12 protein-coding genes are annotated in these 16188 nt (G+C 62.6%); 3 read left to right on the forward strand and 9 right to left on the reverse strand.

What is annotated here, in order from left to right; genetic code table 11:
- Positions 1-15: 15 nt before the first annotated feature.
- The 9 genes from H2170_16180 to queC all read right to left on the reverse strand — a co-directional run bounded on the left by H2170_16180 (position 16) and on the right by queC (position 13164).
- On the reverse strand, positions 16-792 hold the full coding sequence (locus H2170_16180; protein ID MCS6301608.1) for an ABC transporter ATP-binding protein: 777 nt from the start codon (positions 790-792) through the stop codon (positions 16-18).
- Positions 793-1057: 265 nt separating this feature from the next.
- Entirely contained in the window at positions 1058-1825 is a 768-nt protein-coding gene (gene urtD, locus H2170_16185; protein ID MCS6301609.1) for an urea ABC transporter ATP-binding protein UrtD, read from the reverse strand.
- A 9-nt stretch (positions 1826-1834) separates the two neighbouring features.
- The gene (urtC, locus tag H2170_16190; GenBank protein ID MCS6301610.1) at positions 1835-2953 is read right to left on the reverse strand and encodes an urea ABC transporter permease subunit UrtC; all 1119 of its coding nucleotides are present in this window, start codon (positions 2951-2953) and stop codon (positions 1835-1837) included.
- A gap of 205 nt (positions 2954-3158) precedes the next feature.
- Complete coding sequence (urtB, locus tag H2170_16195) at positions 3159-4949, reverse strand: urea ABC transporter permease subunit UrtB (GenBank protein MCS6301611.1); 1791 nt, start codon at positions 4947-4949, stop codon at positions 3159-3161.
- A 54-nt stretch (positions 4950-5003) separates the two neighbouring features.
- A complete protein-coding gene (gene urtA, locus H2170_16200; GenBank protein MCS6301612.1) occupies positions 5004-6263 on the reverse strand; it encodes an urea ABC transporter substrate-binding protein in 1260 nt (419 codons plus the stop codon).
- A gap of 1023 nt (positions 6264-7286) precedes the next feature.
- Entirely contained in the window at positions 7287-10736 is a 3450-nt protein-coding gene (locus H2170_16205; protein MCS6301613.1) for a hypothetical protein, read from the reverse strand.
- A 248-nt stretch (positions 10737-10984) separates the two neighbouring features.
- Positions 10985-11737, reverse strand: coding sequence for an exopolysaccharide biosynthesis protein (locus H2170_16210; GenBank protein MCS6301614.1), 753 nt, complete (start codon positions 11735-11737; stop codon positions 10985-10987).
- Positions 11715-12407 (reverse strand): 7-carboxy-7-deazaguanine synthase QueE, encoded by a 693-nt coding sequence (locus tag H2170_16215; GenBank protein ID MCS6301615.1) that lies wholly within the window; start codon positions 12405-12407, stop codon positions 11715-11717. The genes H2170_16210 and H2170_16215 overlap by 23 nt, the downstream gene beginning before the upstream one ends.
- A gap of 19 nt (positions 12408-12426) precedes the next feature.
- Complete coding sequence (gene queC, locus H2170_16220; protein MCS6301616.1) at positions 12427-13164, reverse strand: 7-cyano-7-deazaguanine synthase QueC; 738 nt, start codon at positions 13162-13164, stop codon at positions 12427-12429.
- 212 nt (positions 13165-13376) lie between these two features.
- Here queC and H2170_16225 point away from each other — a divergent pair, with 212 nt between their 5' ends.
- The 3 genes from H2170_16225 (at position 13377) to H2170_16235 (ending at position 16145) form a co-directional block, all read left to right on the forward strand.
- Positions 13377-14498: an HRDC domain-containing protein gene (locus H2170_16225; GenBank protein MCS6301617.1), complete on the forward strand. Its 1122-nt coding sequence runs from the start codon at positions 13377-13379 to the stop codon at positions 14496-14498.
- 155 nt (positions 14499-14653) lie between these two features.
- On the forward strand, positions 14654-15064 hold the full coding sequence (locus H2170_16230; GenBank protein ID MCS6301618.1) for a SufE family protein: 411 nt from the start codon (positions 14654-14656) through the stop codon (positions 15062-15064).
- A 145-nt stretch (positions 15065-15209) separates the two neighbouring features.
- Complete coding sequence (locus H2170_16235) at positions 15210-16145, forward strand: TatD family hydrolase (protein MCS6301619.1); 936 nt, start codon at positions 15210-15212, stop codon at positions 16143-16145.
- Positions 16146-16188: the final 43 nt, after the last annotated feature.

Raw genomic sequence — 16188 nt, forward strand, 5'->3', positions numbered from 1 at the left:
CTTATATTCAAAAGTTCAGACTTGGAGGTGTTTTTTAACGACGTCGTCGGTGAGCGAGGCGATGGGGCCGGAGATGGTGACGACGCCGCGGTCCATGGCGTAAAAGCGGTCGGCGATCTCGCGGCAGAAATCGACGTACTGCTCCACCAGGAGGATCGCGAGGTTGCCCTCGGCCTTGAGCGTGGCGATGGCGTGCTGCACCTCCTCGGCGTAGTTGTGGTTGAGCCCCTCGACCTTGAGCTTTTTGAGGGTGTCGCCGATCTGGTCGATGATCGACGGCTGGATGCCCTCGGTAGGCTCGTCGAGGATGAGCAGCTTGGGCTTGGTCAAAAGCGCGCGGCCGATGGCGAGCTGCTGCTGCTGACCGCCAGAAAGCACGCCGCCCTTGCGGCCCAGCATGTCCTTGAGTACGGGGAAAAGCGCAAAAACCCGGTCCAGCGCCTCGCGGGCCTCGGCACCTTTACGGCCGTGCACCACCAGACCGACGCGCAAGTTTTCCTCGATGGTGAGGTGCGGGAAAATATCACGCCCTTGCGGGACGTAGCCGATGCCGGCGCGGGCGCGGGCGTCGATCGGCAGTTTGTCGATGCGCTGGCCGTCGAGGGTGATCGAGCCGGCGCGGATCGGGCGCAGGCCAGTGATGGAGCGCAACGTGGTGGTTTTACCCACGCCGTTGCGGCCCATGAGCGCGACGAGCTCGCCGGCACGCACTTCGAGGTTCACACCGCGCAGGATACGCGAACCGCCGATGTCGGTCTCGACGCTAGAAAGTTGAAGAAGCGGTTCAGACATAACGAAAAATTACAGAAACCGAGGGCTGAAATTGGAGCAGGTTCGGGAAGTAGCGCAGACTTCCAGTCTGCATCGGCGGCTTGGCCCGGACGTCGATCCTTTTGGCCGCGAAAGAACGCATAGAACGCATAGATATACAGGCGGATTGTTCTTTGCGCTCTTTGCGTTCTTTTGCGGCTAAACTGCCTTGGTTGTTTCGGGGCAGACTGGAAGTCTGCGCTACGTCGGGAATCGGCAAAAATGCTGTCATGGGAGCGAGGTTAACTTATTTTCCGCCGCTCTTGCCGCGTCCGAGGTAAACCTCGCGGACCTTGGGGTTGGATTGGACGGCGTCGAACTTGCCCTCGCAGAGCACGCTGCCCTGGTGAAGGACCGTCACCATGCCGTCGCGGGCGATTTGTTTAACGAAGGTCATGTCGTGCTCGATGACGATGATGCTGTGTTTGCCGGCGAGCGAGATGAGCAGTTCGCCGGTGCGGTGGGTTTCCTCGTCGGTCATGCCGGCGGCGGGTTCGTCCACGAGGAGAACCTTGGGGTCCTGGGCGAGCAGCATGCCGATCTCCAGCCACTGCTTCTCGCCGTGGGCCAGCATGCCGGCCTTCCAATCGCGTTTACCATCGAGGCGGACCAGTTTGAGCAACTCGTCGATGCGGTCGCGCTCGGTGGAGGACAGGCGCTTGAAAATCGAGGCGAACACGCCGCGCGAGCCCACCAGCGAGAGCACGATGTTGTTGTACACCGTGTGCTCGGTGAAGACCGAGGGCGTCTGAAACTTTCGCCCGATGCCGAGACGGTTGATCTCGTACTCGTTCATCTTGGTGAGGTCGGTGTCCATGCCGAACTCGATCTTGCCGGTGTCGGGTTTGGCGCGGCCGGTGATGAGGTCGAAGAAGGTGGATTTACCGGCGCCATTCGGGCCGATGACGGTGCGCAACTCGCCCTCGAAGAGATAAAAATTGAGGTCGGTGATGGCCTTGAACCCGTCGTAGGTTTTGGAGACGTCCTCAACCGTGAGCATGTATTTGTTATTCATGGCAGGTGCTTAGGCGGAGGGCGTTGAATCGGAGGCGGGCACGGAGGACTTTTTAAACAGGCGTTTCCAAAGGGCCTTGAGGCGATCGGGGATGCTGACGATGCCACCGGGCAACAGCAGCACCACGACCACGAAAAGCCCGCCCAGAATCACCAGCCAGTAGTCGGGCGCTGCGCGCGAGGCCCAGCTCTTGAGCGCGTTCACGCTGATCGCGCCGATGATCGGGCCGACCAAAGTGGCGCGACCGCCGACCGCGCACCAGACCACGGCCTCCAGCGACTTGTCGGGCGTCATCTCGGACGGGTTAATGATGCCGACCTGCGGCACGTAGAGCGCGCCAGCCACTGCGGCGATGAGCGCGGCGACGAGGAAAATGAAGAGTTTAAAATGGGCGGTGGCGTAGCCGCTAAACAGCACGCGGTTTTCTCCGTCGCGGATGGCGCGCTGGACGAGGCCAAACTTGGTGTAACTGAGCAGCCGCAGCGCCGCGTAAACCACCAGCAGCGTCACGGCCGTGGCGATGAACAGCCCGCGCTGAGTGACGGCGTCGCGCAGGTCGTAGCCAAGAATAAATTTAAAATCGGTGAACCCGTTGTTGCCGCCCATCAGCATGTCGTTGCGGAAAAACATCAGCGACGCGCCGTAGGTCAGCGCCTGGGTGAGGATGGAGAAGTACACGCCCTTAATTCGCGAGCGGAAGGCGAGAAAGCCGAAGACCAGCGCCAACAGGCCTGGGACGACCATCATCATCGCGGCAGCGAAGGGGAAACTGGCGAACGGCACCCAGAATTCCGGCAGCTCGGTCCAGCCGAGGAACACGAGGAAGTCGGGGATCGGCTTCTTGTATTGGCCGAGGTCGCCGATCATGCGCATGAGGTACATGCCCATCATGTAACCGCCCAAACTGAAGAAGAGCGCCTGGCCGAGGCTGAGCAGCCCGGTGTAGCCCCAAAGCAGGTCCACTGAAATGGCGAGGAGGGCGTAGCAGAGGTATTTCCCCCACAGGTTGATGGTGAAGTTGCTGACCACGCCCTGGGCGTTGAGCAGCGGGAAGATCACGATGAAAAACAGCGCGATCACCCCGACGGCGATCAGTTCGATTTTATGGCGTTTGGACAGGGAAGGCATGCGGACTAAAAGGGGGAGCGAAAGGGCGTGTGGTTAGAAGAGTAGCGCAGACTTCCAGTCTGCTTGGGTCGGATTGAGGCAGATACAACCAAGGCCGTTTAGCCGCGAAAGATCGCAAGGATCGCAAAGAACAAGCCCTGTATTTCTATGCGTTCTCTGCGTTCCTTCGCGGCCAATGGGCTCGAAGCTCGATGTCGGCGTTTTTTTAGTCATCGAGATTGCGGCTGCGGGTAACGAACAGGCCGGACGGGCGCCACTGCAGGAACAGGATGATCGCCCCGAGGACGAGGATCTTGCCGAGCACCGGATTGAGCAGGATCTGCTGGAGCGACTGGTCCACCAGACCGATGCCAAGCGCACTGTAGATCGTGCCGGCCAAGTTGCCCACTCCGCCTACCACCACAGTCATAAAACAATCGACGATGTAGTTCTGGCCGAGCGACGGACCGACGTTGCCGATCTGGCTAATGAACGCGCCGGCAAGCCCCGCCAAGCCGCTACCCAACCCGAAGGTGAGCATGTTAACCCGCTCCGTGCGCACGCCCATACACGAGGCCATGGCGCGGTTTTGCATCACTGAGCGGATCAGCAAACCGAGTGGCGTTTTGGTCAAAATCAGGCCCACGCCGAAGACGATCAGGCCGGCGAAAATGATAACGAACACGCGGTTCCAGCCGAAGATGATGTCGTTGACCGTCCAGTTTCCGCTCAGGTAACTCGGGCTACTCACCTGCACGTTGTTGGAGCCGAACATCAGTTTTAAGCCCTGTTGCAGGAGCAGCGAAACGCCCCAGGTGGCGAGCAGGCTTTCCAGCGGGCGACGATACAGGAAGCGAATGATGCTCCGCTCAAGACCGATGCCGACCAGTGCCGCCGCGACAAAACTCAGCGGCAGGGCGAACAAGAAATAGGACTGATACAGCGCGCCGGTGGTGTTCATTCCGGGGATCGCCAGGCTGAAGCCGAAGAACGGCAGGGTGACGCCGGAGCCGAAAACATTTTCGACCACGTAGGTCGTGTAAGCGCCCACCGCGATCATTTCGCCGTGCGCCATATTGATCACGCCCATCAAACCGAAGGTGATCGCCAGGCCGATCGCCACGATCAGCAGAATGCTCCCCAAGCTGAGCCCGCGAAACAGTGTGCCGACGAAGTTGACGTTGGCTTTGTGGTTATCGATCGACCACAGCGCCGATTTGGCCGCCTCGGCCACCGGCGCATCGCCCGCCGCCTCGGCCTCGCGCATCGCGGTGCGAATAAGGTCGTAGCTGGAAAGTGAATGCAGCGCCTTGAGCTCGGCCAACACCGCGAGTTTTCCCTCGCTGCCGGGCTCCTTGAGGCGGGTCACCGCAATCGCTTCGCGCAACGCCCGCAACACCACGGGATCGGCTTCCAGTTTCAGGCGTTTTTGCAACCCGGTCAGCTGCGTCAAATCCTGGCCGAAGCCGATGGTCTGAACCGCCTGCAGGCGCTTTTTGCGATCAGGCGAGGTGACTTCCAGAAGGTCGACGACGGCCTTCATGGCGCGGCGTAAGGCGGAGGTGTGCTCCACGGCGGTTAGGTCGCCGGAGACCAGGCGCAGCGGCTTGCCGGCGGCATCGAGGAGCGGCGCATCGGTATCGACGCGCTGGGCGGCGCGAGCGTCGTCGGCGTCTTTTTCGCCGACCAGGAGAATGGGAATGCGCGCGGCGCCCTCGGCGGGTTCGTAGAGAAACAACGCGTCCTCGCGCCAGGCTTTGAGCACGGGCTCGATCACCGGGTCGGCTTCGCCGGCGAGCGACGAGATCAGCTCAATTTTGCGCGCATCGGTTTCGGCGAGCATGGCCTCGACAAGGGTGGCGCGCGCGGTGGGCGCCGCCTGGACTGTGACGGAGGCCAGCCCGGCGAGAACCAGGGTGAAAAGGAAGTGGGTGAAAATGCGCACGGTTACGGAAAAATGGAAAAAGGGACGGGCAAAAAAAGAGCGGCTCCTCAGTAGGAGCCGCTCCTCCCGCATGAACGGGATTATTAGCAAGGCCTGTGCCGAAGTGGCGGCAGGCGTTGGCTAAATTTACTGGGCCTTGAACTTACCGAGCAGCCAGGGCTCGCCGTAAACGTCTTTGAACTCCTTGAGGATCTTGAACTGACCGTCGGCTTTGCTCTCACCGATGAACACGTTCTTGGTCATGTGCATGTTGGACTGGCTGGTGACTTTGCCGCCGGGACCGTCGAAGGACAGGCCGGACTTGAGGGCGGTGCGGACCGCGTCGACATCGAAGGAACCAGCCTTTTCAACAGCGGCTTTCCAAAGGTAAACACCGTTGTAGCTGAGCACCATCGGCGAGCAGGTCACGCGACCTTCTTTGACGATGCCGGGGACCGTGGTGGTCTTGAGCCAGGCCTGGAAGTTTTTCACGAAAGCCTTGTTGGCATCGCTCTTGACCGACTGGAAGTAGGTCCAGCAACCAAGCTGACCGACCAATTGTTTGGCAGGCAGACCGCGGAATTCATCCTCGGAGATCGAGAAGGAAACCACGGGAGCAGTTTCAGCGGTCAGACCGGCAGCGGCGTATTCTTTGAAGAACGGCACGTTGGTGTCACCGTTGAGGGTGGAAACGACAGCGGCCTTACCACCGGCGGAGAACTGTTTGATTTCGGAAACGATCTGCTGGTAGTCGGTATGGCCGAAGGGCGTGTACTTACCGGCGGAGATGATCTTGCCGGACTCGTCCTTCTTGAAACCGCCGCCGATGTTCTCGATCGGGACCTTCTTGCTGAGGAGATATTCCAACAGCACGAGGTTGGTGGTTTGTGGATACACGTAGTCGGTACCGATCAGGTAGAACTTGGTGTAGCCCTGCTCGAGGAGATAATCGATGGCCGGAGTGGCCTGTTGGTTAACGGCCTCGGCAGTGTAGAACACGTTCTTGGACTCTTCCTGACCCTCGTATTGCACGGGGTAGAAGAGAAGACCGTTGTTCTTTTCATAAACGGGGAGGACGGACTTGCGGGACACGGAGGTCCAGCAGCCGAAGGTCACGGCGACCTTGTCTTCCTCGAGGAGCTGTTTGGCCTTTTCGGCGAACAGGGGCCAGTTGGAGGCACCGTCGACGACGACTGGCTCGATCTTTTTGCCGAGAACGCCACCCTTGGCGTTGATCTCGTCGAAAGTGAACAGGAGGACGTCGCGCAGCGAGGTTTCGCTGATCGCCATCGTGCCAGAGAGGGAGTGAAGAACGCCAACCTTGACCGTATCAGCCGCGTGGACGGAGCTCGCCAAGGAGCCCAGCGCCAAAGCGCCCGCGGTTACCAACTGTTTAACTTTGAGCATGTGTTTTAACTATTTGGGTTACGATATGCTTGCCGACGCCACTGCGGCGCCGCCGAAGCGATAACCACCCAACTAGCAAACGCGCTGCCAACTCGGTGGATTTTTCATGGCATCAAAAAAAATCATGCAAAATGCCGCATCTTGAATCACCCCCTTCGCCCTGCTCCGTTCCCTCACCAAACCCCAGACCCTGAGCTCACGCTCAGGGCCACAAGGAGTGTGTTCGCGAAGCGCGTGGCCTTGAGCGTAAGCTCAAGGATTCGGCTGATCTGCGTTCGACTAGTCAGGGACCAAACCCCAGACCCTGAGCTCACGCTCAGGGCCACAAGGAGTGTGTTCGCGAAGCGCGTGGCCTTGAGCGTAAGCTCAAGGATTCGGCTGATCTGCGTTCGACTAGTCAGGGACCAAACCCCAGACCCTGAGCTCACGCTCAGGGCCACAAGGAGTGTGTTCGCGAAGCGCGTGGCCTTGAGCGTGAGCTCAAGGATTCGGCTGATCTGCGTTCGATTAGTCAGGGACCAAACCCCAGACCCTGAGCTCACGCTCAGGGCCACAAGGACTGTGTTCGCGAAGCGCGTGGCCTTGAGCGTAAGCTCAAGGATTCGGCTGATCTGCGTTCGATTAGTCAGGGACCAAACCCCAGACCCTGAGCTTACGCTCAGGGCCACAAGGACTGTGTTCGCGAAGCGCGTGGCCTTGAGCGTAAGCTCAAGGATTCGGCTGATCTGCGTTCGACTAGTCAGGGACCTAACCCCAGACCCTGAGCTCACGCTCAGGGCCACAAGGAGTGTGTTCGCGAAGCGCGTGGCCTTGAGCGTGAGCTCAAGGATTCGGCTGATCTGCGTTCGACTAGTCAGGGACCAAACCCCAGACCCTGAGCTCAAGCTCAGGGCCACAAGGACTGTGTTCGCGAAGCGCGTGGCCTTGAGCGTGAGCTCAAGGATTCGGCTGATCTGCGTTCGACTAGTCAGGGACCAAACCCCAGCGCAACGGGGCCCGTCCAGGCCCCGTTGCGCACTCACGTTAGCCGAGCGGGTGCACGCCAAGGGTGCCCTCTAGGCTCTGACGATAGGCGGGCGACTGCACCCGGGCCAACTCGGCATGGGCCTTTACCAACCGGGCCTTCAAACCGAGGCGGGCAATCACGTCGGCGTAATGATCCTGATCGAGCACCGCCTCCAGACTCTTGACGTGGTGCGCCCAGAGTTTGGCCTCGTTGGCCTGCTTGGCGTCCAAACGAGCACGATACCAGTCGCTGCCCTCGAGGCGTTCGCGGGTGAACAGGCTGCGCACCTGCGGCGCATCCAGCCCGTAGCCTTCAGCTGTCTGGCCCTTGGCCATGATTTCCAGAAGCGCTTTGAGCGGCGGGCAGGCCCACTCGATGCTTTCGTCAGCAAAATAGCTTTCGGCCACGCGCTGGTGGGTCGTCACGATGGTGTCCACGCCGTCGGCGAAGATGTCCAGGTCCTGCTGCTCGGGACGGAGCATCTCGTCGGTGAAAACGACGTGCGGGTGCGGGAACAGGCGGCCGAAGTAAATGCGCACGAAGCGCGTGGTGATGCGATAGCCTAGGCGGCTGGCGCGCACCATTTTTCCCCGGTGCTCGAAATCGAACAGGCGCTCAAAACAGCCGTCCTCAATGAGGGCCGAGGCGGAGCGTTCGGCGGCGCTCATGCGCGAGAAAATCTCGGGCACCAGCAGCGACACGTCGTGGTCCACGCGGACCTTGGGGCCCACGCAGCCTGCCGAAGACAGGAACGCGTCGTGGCCAGTCAGGATCGAGGAAACCAACGCGGCGTTCAGGTCGATGATCGCAGGCATGGCGTTAAACGGGCTCTTGGTCAGCGCCCCTTCGCTGCCGGCACCGGTGGTTGAGGGCGATTTGCCGGTCATCGAACTGATAAACTCCATGAACAGCTCGGGCAGCTCCATGTAGTGAATCGGATTAAAACAGCACAGCGCGCGCACACCGGGCTCGGGCGGGTTGTTGCGGCGGCCGGGCACCAGGACGTTGACCGGGGTGTGCACGGGAGCACCGAAGGGAAGCGCGCGGTGGAGGCGCAGGCCGAGCTGGGCGAGTGCCGTTGCGCGGGGGTTGGCCACATCGGGGCGGATCTGCAGGTAGCGCGTGTTCTTGGACGGCTTGCCGTTAACCAGGCGTGGGTTGGCCGTGGATACGAAATACGCGGGCGAAGCGCCGGCGGGCTGGGCTGCCGCCTTTTTAACCAAGTCCTGCATGGGCGCAGTGTAGGCGGAAAAACCAACCGCGTCCTCGATCTGGTCGCGGGCGTCGGCGGCGGTCAACGGCTCGTAGTTGGAAATAAACGTGCCCGGGGCGGCGATGTCGGCCTCGGCCTGCTTGTCGTAACCGCGATGGATGGCGTCGTCGGGGCGCTGGAACAGACGCGCCTCGCAGTTCTGCACGAACTTGTAGGAGCGGGCGGCGGGAACCGAACCCGCGCCATTGGCGGCCGGGGTGTTGCCCAGCACGTTGACGGCGCTGGCGGGAGCGACCACCGAGGCGGTGATATCGTCCTCCATCTGCACCTTGGCGGCGGGATGGAAGTCATGGCGCAGGCCGAAGACACGCCACGAGCCGTCCTCTTCGTAGCCGACGCGCAGGGTGTTAACCACCAGCTTGCGCCCGTCGATCTTGAGCTCGTAGCCGGGGCGGCCGTTGATCGTATCAACCGAGAAATGGGTGCGCCAATTCGCGCCCCAGCTCGCCTTGTGGTAACGCTTCACCACAAAAACGAGCTCCTTGACGTGCCGGGGAATGGCGTTGAGCCAACTGTTGTAGGCCGCGTTGTAATCGCGGCGCGACGGGGTGAGCAGTTTGATCACGCTGCCAAGGGTACGCGCAGGGCTGAGGACGGGGCGCTTGTCGTTGCCGTTGCGCGTGGCTTCGCGGAAGCGCCCGGAGTAATCGCGCTCGAGCAACGCGGTGACGTTATCCAGATCGCGGTCGATATCGGCCACGAACACGTGGCCGGGCAGGATGGCGTCGGAAATCGCCTTGGAGATCTCGGACTTGCCGCCGCCGGAGACGGTGCAGGGCTTGTGGCAAAGGGTGGTTTCGGCCACGGTTCCGACCAGGCGCCACTGGCCGCGCTCGCCGCGCACCGGCTCCATGTGCACGCGGTAGCCGCTGGGTCGCACGTAGGTTTTACCCGCCAGCAGTTTGATCTGGCGCGTGGTACCGCCGGCATCCGTCCAGCTGATACGCTGCTTGCGCAGGTCGAAGTGAGTGGCCTCGGGAACGAGAACGGTATCGGGGATCTTCACGGCGAGCGCATGGCCCTCCGGCTGGACTGACCACTCGGCGGGCTCGCGGGCCAGCACGGCGGCGACCGTGTAGTCCGGGTTAGCATCGATGTAACCGGAAAAATCCTCGCCGAGGTCGTAGCTGGGGAACACCAGGGCGCCACCGGCGTGCTCCTCTTCGGCCATGCCGTAGAGATTAGCCGCGAAACTGATCTGGGTTTTGACCTCTTTTTTGCAATACCCGTAGTAGTTGTCGGCGATGATCGTGACGATGACCCCGCGTGCATCGCGGGCGCACAGTTTGAAGGCACTGCCGCCATTGTAGAGCTCGTCCTCAGTTTTCCAGCACATGCCGTCGCGGCGCTGGCGTGGGGTGGCCAGATCCCAATGGGGCAGGCCGACGAGGTGCTTGCGCACACCGACCAGGTGCGGGGCAAGGATCACGCAACCGGTGTGGCCGGACCAGCCGTCGACATCGAGAGCGGAGTCGTTTTCGGCAATGTACGGGTCGCCAGCGTTACCAAAAATGCACTCGACGAAATCGAGGTTGGACACGAGCGAGCCGGGAGCGAAGAAGCGCACCTCCATGCGTTTTTCGCCAATAAAACCGGCCACGGCGGGCACGACCAAGGGGCGCAGCAGCAGCGAGACGATGCACTCGGCCGGGTTCGGCTGGCCGGCGGTGAAGGGCAAACGGAGCAGCTCAGGCTGGGGCCGCAAGGCCAGTTCGGCTAGGCGAGCAAAGGTGAGCTTGGGCACGGCGAGCTTGTCATCGGGCACCGGCAGGCCGCCCTCGGCGACGTGAAAAACGCCCTGGGTGGTGCGGCGGTCGTTGGCGGGGTTATGCAACACGCCGTTGTGCAGCCGATAGCTCTTTAGCAGCGGCGAATCCACAGTGTCGCCGTCGGCGGGCAGGGACAGCTCGCGGGCCAGACCCGGCTGATCGAGCACGAAGGTGCGGGCGGGCAGGCGGGGCGCCGGACCAATGTCGGCGAGGTAGGTGTTAAGGAAATGCTGGATGCGCTCGTCCACCGGCGAGAGCTGATGGGAAAGGCGACGGGTGATCTCGCGCTGCTGAGCGAAAAGCGGCGCGGCGACACCTGTCAAATCGGTGCCGGATGCACCGATTACGGGCGCGCAACCCAAAAGACCAAGGCGAAGGTTAATGGCCAAACGAAGCTGTTCAGGGAGGAGTGCGGTGGTCGGCATGGTGAATTACGAGTGTATCTGAATAAACCGGAGACAGTGTTAAATTATAGCAAAAAGCGCGCCGCTACCACGCATGGATTGTAAAGATCTGCGCATAGGCGAAATCGGCTCGTGTGAGCGCGGATACCTTTGGACAAACACCCTGAGCTCACGCTCAAGGCCACGAAGAGTGTCTTAACGAAGAGTGTGGCCTTGAGCGTGAGCTCAAGGATGCCGTAAGCCGCAATTTTGCCGCTAATTCGTTTTACTCAGCCGTTGAACACACTGACGACCCACTGAACGAGGCGCTGACCATAGATCGCGAACAGGGCGAAAAACACCACGTTGAGGGCAAAGGCGAAATAGCCCGCGAGGATGAACCGCCCGTCGCGTTCCAGCAGCCCGCCCGCCATCAAAATGATGCACAAGGCCGGCGGGAAGTTGGTCCCCGGCGGCAACGGCAGCAGCAACACAAAGGCCGCCACAAAAATAATGAAGGCGTGCAATTGCACCAGCAGCGGCGAGTCCGTCAGCCAGAGCTGGCGCGGCTTGAGCATCACCTCGAGCAGGCGCAGCACACGACTGGCCCCCGTCAGCAGCGTGGGGAAAAACTTCGGCGGCAGCTCGCGGTCGAGCAGGCGGTTGGGCAGCCAGGGTTTTTGCCCCAAGGTCAGCCGAAGCGCGATCACCGCGATCACCGTACCGAGTAAAAACGACAGGCCGGGCAACGGGATGGGCAGTAAAAACGGCAGCGAAAGCAGCAGCATCAGCAGCAGGTACGCGCGCCCCTGAAGCAAGGCGATGACCTCGCGCAAGCGCACGGGCCGCTCGTGAAAGGACTCGATGATGTGCAGCAGCACATGGGAGAGTTTGCACGTCGCCGCCACCGTCAAGTCGCCCTCGACCACGTGCGCGGCCTCGGCCGCGGGCGAAGACGCGGGCACGGCCGCGAGCGGGGGAACGCAGCTCTGCTCAGAGGCGCTGCGCTCGCCAGAGGGCTCAGGTGCCGCGTTTGTTGCCATAAAGTTCGATGTGTAAGCGGTGCGCGTAACGGTAACCGCGCGCCTTGCAGAGCTCCCCCAGCCAGGCCGCCCGCTCGCGCATTTTGTCCAACGACGTGGCCTCGGGCATGAGCAACACTTTGTGCGGCGGGATGTCGCGGCCGAGCGAGGCCAGCAGCCCTTCCAGCTCGGCCACGTCGGCGGGCGTGGAGACCACGAATTTGAACTGATAAGCGTAGCCATCGACCCAAGCGCGCACCGCCTCGGGCTGCCAGCGGGTGGCCTCATGGCGCTCGCGCCAAGCCGCGGGCAGGCGCTCGTCGGGGGCCGAGTTCGCCAGTTTCGGCGATAGCGAGGCCAGATCGCAGGCGATGCCGTCGGGGGCCACCGTGGCAGCCGTCTCGATGGTGATATGACGACCTGCGGCGCGCAACGCGGCGGCCAGATCATGGATGGCTTTGGCGATCATCGGCTCGCCGCCGGTGAGCACCACGTGGTGCCCCGCGTGGGCGCACGCCTCGGCAACCAAGTCCTCGACAGTGCGCTCGCTGCCCTCGGGGCGCCACGAGGCGTAGGGCGTGTCGCACCAGTTGCAACGCAGGTTGCAACCCGAGGTGCGGATGAACACCGACGGCACGCCGGTCAGTTCGCCCTCGCCCTGCAACGAATAAAAAGTTTCGGAAATGAACATCGAAGTTTGCCCGGTTTTATTAAGCCGAAAGGGCGGGTTGCGCGCTGGACGCGCTGGAGGCGGCGGGCGTGGGTTTGAGCGGCAAGGGGCCGGTGTCGGTGTACGCGGTCGGGTCGGCCAGGCCCGCGTGGATAAACGCCTCGCGGCGCTCGACGCAGGTGCCGCAGGTGCCGCAATGGATCGCACCTCCCTTGTAGCACGACCAGGTTTTAGAAAAATCCACGCCGAGACGGGCGCCCTCGGCGGCGATCTGGGCTTTGGTTAACGTGATGAACGGGCGCAACAGCTGGATGCCCGCGTAGGTCCCCAGCCGCATGGTTTCGCCCATCGCCTGCATAAATTCCTCACGGCAATCCGGGTAAATCGCGTGGTCGCCGCCGTGCGCGGCGATGATCAGCCCCTCGGCCCCCACGCTCTCGGCGAACCCGGTGGCGACCGACAGCATGATGGCGTTACGAAACGGCACGACGGTCTGCTTCATGTTGGCCGCCTCGTAATGGCCGTCGGGAATGTCGCCACCCGAGGTGAGCAAATCGGAGGCGAACAGGCGGTTAATAAAATCGAGTTTCACCACCTCGTGGCGCAGACCGAGCCGGGCGGCGGCAGCGGCGGCGAAGGGCAGTTCGCGCGGATTGTGTTTGGCGCCGTAGTCAAAACTGATGACGGCGGCCACGACGTGGTGAAGCTGCGCCCACTGGAGCGCGGCCACCGAATCCATCCCACCCGAGCACAAGACAACAACCTTCATGCGCGCCATGCCGGCAAAGCTCGGCGCAAAGCGCAAAGGCAATCGCACCGCGCGCGGCCGCAGAAAAGTAGCGCAGACTTCCAGTCTGCTTTCCTTCCGCTTCGTCTGCCCCAACTGAGCAGACTGGAAGTCTGCGCTACTTTTCGCCGTCCACTCGCCGCCCCCCCCCCCCGTATTTCGCGCTTCCGTCCGCCACCGCTTCGCCGTTTCCTTGCTGCCCAGTGAACGAAGCCTCTTTGCCTCCTTATACGTTGATCGACCAGCCCGGCCAGTTGGCCCCGCTCCTTGCCGCGCTCGAACGCGTGGAGGAGTGCGCCCTCGATACCGAGGCGGACAACATGTACCACTACCGCACTCGCGTCTGCCTGCTGCAGTTCCTGGTCTCCGGGGAAATTTTTCTGGTCGACGCCCTCGCCCCCATCAATTTCGAGCCGCTCTGGGCGATCCTCGCCACCAAACACATTCTCATCCACGGCAGCGATTTCGACCTGCGCCTTCTCTCCGACCTGTGCCAGTTCCGCCCCAAGAGCATCTTCGACACGATGCTCGCCGCGCAACTGCTCAACCGCCCGCGCATCGGCCTGGCCGCCCTGCTTGAACAACACTTCGGCCTGGCCCTCGACAAGGACGGCCAAAAGGCCAACTGGTCCAAACGCCCCATCACCCGCGACCTGCTCGACTACGCCGCGCTCGACGTCTGGCACCTGCCCGCCCTGCGCGATATCCTCACCCAGGAACTCGCCCAACTCGAGCGCCTCGACTGGCTCGACCAGCAGTGCCGCCGCCAGATCGAGTCCGGCCTGATCGGCTTCCCCCGCGACGACGACAACGACTGGCGCATCGGCCGCTCGGAGCGCCTGCGCGGCCGCGGGCTCGGCGTGCTCCACTCCGTCTGGCACTGGCGCGAGAACTGGGCGCGCGAACTCGACGTGCCGCCCTTCAAGGTCTGCAACGGCGACATGCTGCTCAACATCGCCTACGCCGCCGAAGACGGAGACTCGGTCGAAGGCATTCTCGGCAAAGTTAACCTAGGCAAGCGCCACGCCCGGCTCTCCGCGAACCTCGGCAGCGCCCTGCACCAAGGCATCGGCCGCGACCCGCAAACCCTGCCCCGCCGCCCCCGCTCCGACCTTGCCCCGCTCACGCCGCGCGAAATCGCCCTGCAAGACCGCATCAAGGCGGACCGCGACCGCGTTGCCGCCGGGATCGGCCTTGAATCCACGCTGATCGCCAACCGCGCGCAACTGGCCCAGATCGCCCGCGCCCCCGACAAAATCGACGAAGTCCTGCTGCCCTGGCAGGCCAATTTGTTGCGTGGCGAAGCCTCGCTGCAGCCCGCCTGAGCGCACCCCCGCTGCATCCGGTTTTAACCTGATGACGAACACCCGCAACACGCGGAAAAACTCACCGTGTTACACCTGAACTCTCTCGGCAAAATCACCGCCATCGAGTTCGTTGATGCCGAAAAAAACCTGCCCGTAATCTTCAACCTCAGCCCATGAGCGTCGCCGCCAAACAAACCCAACTCCTCGAAGACCTCGGACTGATCGAGGACTCACAGGAGCGCCTTGCCGCCATCGTGGACCGTTCCCGCCGCCGGCCGGTTTTCCCCGAAACGGCCAAAACCGACGCCCACCGGGTTACCGGCTGCATTTCCGCAGTCTGGGTTGCCGGCGAGCTACGCGGCGGCGTGCTTCACTTTCAATTCGAGGCCGACTCGCCGCTGGTCAAAGGCTTGGTCGCGCTGCTGGCGGACCTCTACGAAGGCGGCACACCCGCCGACATCGCCGCGACCGAGCCTACGCTGCTCGACGAACTCGGCATCACGCGTGATTTGACGCCCACGCGCCGCAACGGCCTGGCGGCGGTGCGCACCCACATCGCCGCCATCGCCCGCTCGCACCTGTAAAGGTAACGAAGTCAGCCCCGCCTTCTCCGACGTTTTTAAAAGTAGCGCAGACTTCCAGTCTGCTCAGATCCGGAAACCCGATACATCCAAGCAGACTGGAAGTCTGCGCTACTTTAAACCGCCCTTCCACCGCCCTCCGCCACCCATGCTGCATGACGCGCACAACCACCTTCAAGACGAAGGGTTCGCCGCGCACCTGGAGCGCATCGCCGACTGCGCGCGCGAACTCGGGATTGCCGACATGGTGGTGAACGGCACCTGCGAAACCGACTGGCCCCTCGTCCACGCCCTCGCGCAACGCTACGCCTTTGTTCGCCCCAGCTACGGCCTGCACCCCTGGGACGCGGGCAACCGCTCGCCCGCCTGGCTTGAAACCCTGCGCGCCCGCCTCGCCGCCGAACCCCGCGCCGCCATCGGCGAAATCGGTATCGACCGCTGGATCCTCGACTCGGCCCGCCCCGACGACGCTCGCCTGGCAGGCCTGCGCCGCGCCCCCCTCGCCGAGCAGACGGAGGTTTTTTTGGCGCAACTGGCATTGGCCACCGCCGAAAACCGCCCGGTGACGATTCACTGCCTACAAGCCTACGGGCAACTCGACGAACTGCTGCACGCGCACCCCGTGCCCGCGCGCGGTTTTTTGCTCCATGCCTACGCCGGCCCCGCCGCGCTCATCCCCCGCTTTGCCGCCCTCGGCGCCTATTTCTCCTTCAACGGCTACTTCCTCAAAGACGCCCACGCCCCTGCGCACCCCAGCCCCAACTCCAACCCCAACTTCCACTCCAACTCCCACCCCAACCCAAAGTGTCACCTAATAGGTGACACTTTGGGTTGGGGCGGGCGGTTGGAGGCGTTTAAACGGGTGCCGCTGGACCGGCTTTTGGTGGAGACCGATGCGCCGGCCATGCCGCTGCCTACGGCTTGGCGCACCCATAAACTCCCGCCGGCAGCCGATAGCTCGCCCCTCAACCACCCCGGCAATCTCGAAGCCGCCTACATCGCCTTGGCGGCCTTACGCGGGATTCCGCTGGCAGAACTCACGTCGCAGGCCACCGCCAACTTCACCCGCTTGTTCGGGCCGTAAGCCCCAGCCCAACCAGTAAAACGCCCCTCCATCTGCCCCCCCT

The organism is Opitutus sp. (genome assembly GCA_024998815.1).
Classification (GTDB): domain Bacteria; phylum Verrucomicrobiota; class Verrucomicrobiia; order Opitutales; family Opitutaceae; genus Rariglobus.

Excerpts from the sequence above, each read along its gene's own strand:
- H2170_16180 (MCS6301608.1), bottom strand. The coding sequence starts at position 792 with ATGTCTGAACCGCTTCTTCAACTTTCTAGCGTCGAGACCGACATCGGC.
- urtD (MCS6301609.1), bottom strand. The coding sequence starts at position 1,825 with ATGAATAACAAATACATGCTCACGGTTGAGGACGTCTCCAAAACCTAC.
- urtC (MCS6301610.1), bottom strand. The coding sequence starts at position 2,953 with ATGCCTTCCCTGTCCAAACGCCATAAAATCGAACTGATCGCCGTCGGG.
- urtB (MCS6301611.1), bottom strand. The coding sequence starts at position 4,949 with ATGCGGGAGGAGCGGCTCCTACTGAGGAGCCGCTCTTTTTTTGCCCGT.
- urtA (MCS6301612.1), bottom strand. The coding sequence starts at position 6,263 with ATGCTCAAAGTTAAACAGTTGGTAACCGCGGGCGCTTTGGCGCTGGGC.
- H2170_16205 (MCS6301613.1), bottom strand. The coding sequence starts at position 10,736 with ATGCCGACCACCGCACTCCTCCCTGAACAGCTTCGTTTGGCCATTAAC.
- H2170_16210 (MCS6301614.1), bottom strand. The coding sequence starts at position 11,737 with ATGGCAACAAACGCGGCACCTGAGCCCTCTGGCGAGCGCAGCGCCTCT.
- H2170_16215 (MCS6301615.1), bottom strand. The coding sequence starts at position 12,407 with ATGTTCATTTCCGAAACTTTTTATTCGTTGCAGGGCGAGGGCGAACTG.
- queC (MCS6301616.1), bottom strand. The coding sequence starts at position 13,164 with ATGGCGCGCATGAAGGTTGTTGTCTTGTGCTCGGGTGGGATGGATTCG.
- H2170_16230 (MCS6301618.1), top strand. The coding sequence starts at position 14,654 with ATGAGCGTCGCCGCCAAACAAACCCAACTCCTCGAAGACCTCGGACTG.
- H2170_16235 (MCS6301619.1), top strand. The coding sequence starts at position 15,210 with ATGCTGCATGACGCGCACAACCACCTTCAAGACGAAGGGTTCGCCGCG.